This is a genomic window from uncultured Caballeronia sp. (assembly GCF_964243625.1).
Taxonomy (GTDB): domain Bacteria; phylum Pseudomonadota; class Gammaproteobacteria; order Burkholderiales; family Burkholderiaceae; genus Caballeronia.
Window position 1 is genome coordinate 1 of the sequence record NZ_CAXTGZ010000465.1, and the last position, 4,902, is coordinate 4,902.

At 59.5% G+C, this 4,902-nt stretch carries 6 protein-coding genes; 1 reads left to right on the plus strand and 5 read right to left on the minus strand.

Annotated features, from left to right (window positions below):
- Positions 1-470, plus strand: a 470-nt coding sequence (locus tag ACFFAR_RS24770) for a Pr6Pr family membrane protein (RefSeq protein WP_174365727.1), incomplete at its 5' end; no start/stop codon positions are given.
- A 7-nt stretch (positions 471-477) separates the two neighbouring features.
- Here ACFFAR_RS24770 and ACFFAR_RS24775 read toward each other — a convergent pair.
- The 5 genes from ACFFAR_RS24775 to ACFFAR_RS24795 all read right to left on the minus strand — a co-directional run.
- Positions 478-1,089, minus strand: coding sequence for a glutathione S-transferase N-terminal domain-containing protein (locus tag ACFFAR_RS24775; RefSeq protein WP_174365728.1), 612 nt, complete (start codon positions 1,087-1,089; stop codon positions 478-480).
- Positions 1,090-1,133: 44 nt separating this feature from the next.
- Entirely contained in the window at positions 1,134-2,129 is a 996-nt protein-coding gene (locus ACFFAR_RS24780; protein WP_375508630.1) for an MBL fold metallo-hydrolase, read from the minus strand.
- 140 nt (positions 2,130-2,269) lie between these two features.
- Positions 2,270-3,130, minus strand: a complete 861-nt coding sequence (locus tag ACFFAR_RS24785; protein WP_174365086.1) for a class I SAM-dependent methyltransferase — start codon at positions 3,128-3,130, stop codon at positions 2,270-2,272.
- Between the two features lie 71 nt (positions 3,131-3,201).
- Complete coding sequence (gene kynA, locus ACFFAR_RS24790) at positions 3,202-4,092, minus strand: tryptophan 2,3-dioxygenase (RefSeq protein WP_174365087.1); 891 nt, start codon at positions 4,090-4,092, stop codon at positions 3,202-3,204.
- A gap of 18 nt (positions 4,093-4,110) precedes the next feature.
- Positions 4,111-4,902, minus strand: a 792-nt coding sequence (locus tag ACFFAR_RS24795) for an aminotransferase class V-fold PLP-dependent enzyme (protein ID WP_174365088.1), incomplete at its 5' end; no start/stop codon positions are given.

A 4,902-nucleotide genomic window follows, 5' to 3' on the forward strand; every position in this document is an offset into this window, starting at 1 on the left:
TCTTCGCGGTCGCCATCTGTTTTTCATGCGTGGCGGCGAGGGCGGGAACGCCGGTGGGACGTTTTTTCCGCAAACCTCCGGTCGTTACAGCGGTCGTGGTTTATATCGTGTTCGTGGGGCTCGCATATAACCTCTTGCTGCGATACCTGTGGACGCCGTCGGGGTACCGGGCGGTGCTCAACGAATGCCTGCATACCGTGGTGCCGTTTTTATCGGCGATGTACTGGGTGCTGTTCGTGCCGCGTTTTCATCTGACCGTGCACAAGACGCTGCTCTGGCTGATCTATCCACTGGGCTACTTGTGCGTCACGTTATGGCGCGGCAGCACGTCGGACTTTTACCCTTACCCGTTCATTGATGTCGGCGAGCTTGGGTATCCGCATGTGCTGCTCAACGCCAGCTTGCTGGTGGTTGCGTTTCTGGTTCTGATGGCCGTGTTCATTGCGCTGAATCATCGGCGGCCACATTAAGCGCGGCTTATTCGCCTGATTTCTCTATCGCTCGCCGATACGCAGGAAGCGCTTCGATGCGCTTCACAAACGCGGTCAGGTTCGGATAGGCGTCGTCGCCGCAAAATTTCACGGCCATCTGAACGGCGAAGGACAGTTGGATATCCGCGCCGGTCAGTTCATTGCCGACAAAATAGTCCTGGCCCTCGAGCGATTTGTCGAGAAAGCCCAGGTGCCGCTTCATTTCACTTTCGATGCGCGGCTGCAGTGGCGCTGCGCCTTCACCAAGCCTGCCCGTGTAAAGCTTGAGCATGAGCGGCAGCATGGCGGAGCCTTCCGCGTAATGCAGGAATTGCAGGTACTGGTTGAATGCATGCGTGTCCTGCGCCGGCGCGAGCCGCCCGTTGCCATACTTGCGAACCAGATACTCGATGATCGCGCCCGACTCGAAGATCACTTCATCGCCATCGCGAATCACCGGCGCCTTGCCCAGCGGATGGATCTTTTCCAGTTCCGGCGGTGCGAGCCGCGTCTTCGGATCACGCTTGTACACATGCACGGTGTAGTCGAGCCCGAGTTCCTCGAGTAGCCAGGTGATGCGGCGCGAGCGTGATTCGTTCAGGTGATGGACTTCGATCATGGTTATCCTTGTGTGTTATTCGTTTGAACCCTCTTTCCCGCAAGCTACGGTCCCGGTGTTTTAGCGTCGCCAAGCTTGATCATCTGCCCATGACGCAGGACCACGAACGCATCTTCCGGCAAGCCCGCTTCCTTCACGGCCTGTTTCAACAGACGCGGCGGTTCGTCGAGCGGGTCATCGGCGAGTTCGAAGGTGCCCCAGTGAATGCCTATCGATTTCTTCGAATGGACATCTTCGTGAATCTGTACCGCTTCAAACGGGTTGACGTGCTGCGGACGCATGAACCACTCGGGCGCATAAGCGCCAATCGGAATCAGCGATAGATCAAAGCTGCCAAACCGATTGCCGATATCCTTGAAGTCCGGCGAGTATCCGGTGTCGCCGGCGAAATAAAACGAGAACGGATGCGCGTTGCCTTCGGGCGTTTTGACGACCCAGCCGCCCCAAAGGGTTTTTTGCCGGTCGCCGATGCCGCGCGCTGACCAGTGCCGGCTCGGAACGAAAAATACTTCGAGTCCTGATGCGTGCGTCTCGTTCCACCAGTCGAGTTCCTGCACGTTGTCGATGCCCTTGTCGTGCATCCATGACTTGATGCCCATCGGCACGAGGAACAGCGGCGGGCCGCCTGCCTGTTTGTTCAATTGCTCGACGCTCGCGGTATCAAGGTGGTCGTAATGATTGTGCGAGATCAGGACGATATCGATATGCGGCAGATCAGCCAGCGCAAGTCCCGGCGGCACCTTGCGTTCCGGACCGATGAACTGGAACGGCGATGCGCGCTTTGAAAACATGGGATCGGTGATGATGTTCACGCCGTTCATCTGCAATAGTGCGGTCGCATGGCCAATCCACGTGAGCGTGGTCTCGGTCCGGTTAGCCTTGATCCAGGCAACATCCGGGTGATCCACGGGGAAGTGATAGCCATTTGCCGGCGGCTTCGGCAAGCCATTGACGAGGCGCTCCCATTGCCATTTCAAAAGTGACGCGCGTGGCAGCGGCGAGTAATTGTTCTCGTAACCGTCAGCCGTATGATGAGTCATGCTTGTGCCTTGAGGTTCAGCGGACCGGGTGTCCGCCGTACAGCCCGCTACCGACAAAACCGCTACGAGCGCAAGCAACCCTCGCCTTACGCGGGCAGGCGACGTCCATGTGATGACGTTGGTCATGAGCGGGCGGTGGCTCAGGGTTTGACGAAGCGCAGCGTCATGCGATCCGATTCGCCGATCGCCGCGAAGCGTGCACGATCCACATCGCCGCCGCGATATGTCGGTGGCAGTGACCAGACGCCGTTCGGGTAATCCTTCGTGTCGCGGGGATTGTCGTTGATCGCGCTGCTTGCGACGAGCTTGAAACCGGCGGCTTGCGCATGCTGGATCACGTAGGCTTCGGTGAGGTAACCCGTATCGATCATCTGTTGCAGCGGCGTTCCCGGCCTGGCGCGATGCTCTTCCACACCAAGCACGCCCCCAGGTCTCAGCACTGAATAGAAAGCGCGCATGTTCGCGTCGATCTGGCCGTCTTCTATCCAGTTGTGGATATTGCGGAAGGTCAGCACGCGATCGACCTGCAACCCCGCAGGCAAGCCGACGAACTGTCCCGACTGCAACGTGCCGAACGGAACTCGGCCGTATATCGCCGGGTTCGATGCAAGCTTTTGTTCGAACGCGGCATTGCTCCGGGCTTCGGCTTCAGGCAACGAGCCCGCGCCAACGTATTCGGCCTCATACAAGGTGCCGCGATCCTTCAGATAAGGCCCGAGGATGTCCGTGTACCAGCCGCCGCCCGGGGCGATCTCCAGCACGCTTTGCGTTGGCGCAACACCGAAGAACTCGAGGGTCTCTTTAGGGTGCCGGTAGACATCGCGGGCTTGCGCTTTCTGGCCGCGGTAAGGCGCGGAGATGGCGGTATCAAGCGATGGGGAGGTCGATGTGGACGATGAGGCGCCGGGCATCGCGCAGGACGCCAACAGCCATGCTGCGGGCAGCGCGAGCAACAGGCGCCGGACGTTGGAGGGCGGTGGGAGTGTTTTCATGCGGGTCATTATCGGGGAAAGTCGGCGAACGCGCTGCGCGTGCCGGAACCGTCAATCGCCGCTCGGAATTTCGTGCGATCCTAAAGCAGGGTCCTGACGTGCCAAAGCTCCGGAAACAGAACCACGTCGAGCATCTTGCGCAAATAAGGTGCGCCGCTCGTGCCGCCCGTGCCTTGCTTGAAACCAATGATTCGCTCGACCGTGGTCACATGACGGAAGCGCCATTGCCGGAAAGAATCTTCGAGATCGACCAGTTCTTCGGCCATCTCGTAGAGTTCCCAATGCTCACTCGGATTGCGATAGATCTCGAGCCACGCGGCTTCGACGCTCGCATCATGCGTGGTCTCCTGGGTCCAGTCGCGTTCGAGCCTTTCGGGCGCAATCGGAAAACCACGGCGTGCAAGCAAGCGGATGACTTCATCGTAGAACGAGGGCGCATCGAGCGTCGCTTTCACTTCTGCAAATATCTCCGGCCTGTGCGCATGGGGCTTGAGCATCTGCGCGTTCTTGTTGCCGAGGAGGAACTCGATTTGCCGGTACTGATGCGACTGGAATCCCGACGATGCCCCCAGGTAAGGCCGCATGGCGGTGTATTCAGATGGCGTCATGGTCGCGAGCACGCTCCACGCCTGCACGAGCTGATCGAGTATTCGCGATACCCTCGCGAGCATCTTGAACGCCGGAGGAAGTTCATCGCGGCGCACGGCGGCAAGCGCCGCATGCAATTCATAGAGCGCGAGCTTCATCCAGAGCTCGCTCGTCTGATGCTGCACGATGAACAACATCTCGTTGTGATCCGGCGACAACGGATGTTGCGCCGAGAGCAACGTGCCAAGCGACAGATAATCGCCGTAGCTCATGGACTGCGCGAAGTCGAGCTGGGCGTCGTGCCAGCCTTCTGTCTTTTCAACAGAGGCGCCATGGCCCATCGGGCACGCGCCGGCATCATTGTTTTCGTTTATCTGGGTCATCGCGCGTTCTCCTCAAGCTCAGGTCACCGCGCCGCGTTCCGCATATTCGGGTGCGCGCCAGGCCTCGGTTTCCAGCACATCGCGCAAGGTCTCCACGGCGTCCCACACATCGACGTATTGCGTATAAAGCGGCGTAAAGCCAAAACGCAAGATGCGCGGCTCGCGATAATCGCCGATTACATTCCGCGCGATCAACGCCTGCATGACTTCATAACCGTGCGGATGTTCGAAGCTCGCCTGCGATCCGCGCTCGGCATGCGTGCGCGGCGTCACGAGCTGCAACGGAAACTTGCTGCACCGCGTCTCAACGAGATCGATAAACAGATCGCTTAGCGCGAGCGACTTGCGGCGCAACGCGGCCATGCTGGTTTGCGCGAAGACGTCGAGGCCGCATTCGACGAGTCCCATTGAAATGATGGGTTGCGTGCCGCACAGGAAGCGGCCGATGCCATTATCCGGCCGGTATTCGGGAACCATATCGAACGGTTTCCTGTGGCCCCACCATCCGGAAAGCGGCTGTGAGAACGCATCCTGGAGACGCTTTGGCACCCAGATGAAGCCGGGCGATCCGGGTCCGCCGTTCAGGTATTTATAGGTGCAGCCGACTGCATAATCCGCGCTCGCACCATTCAGGTCGACCGGAACGGCGCCTGCCGAATGCGCGAGATCCCAGACGGCGAGCGCGCCTTTGTCTTGAATGATGCGCGTGAGCGCGGCCATGTCGTGCATGGCGCCGGTGCGATAGTTCACGTGCGTGATCATTGCGAGGGCCGTGTTTTCGTCGATGGCGCCGGGTATTTCCGACGCATG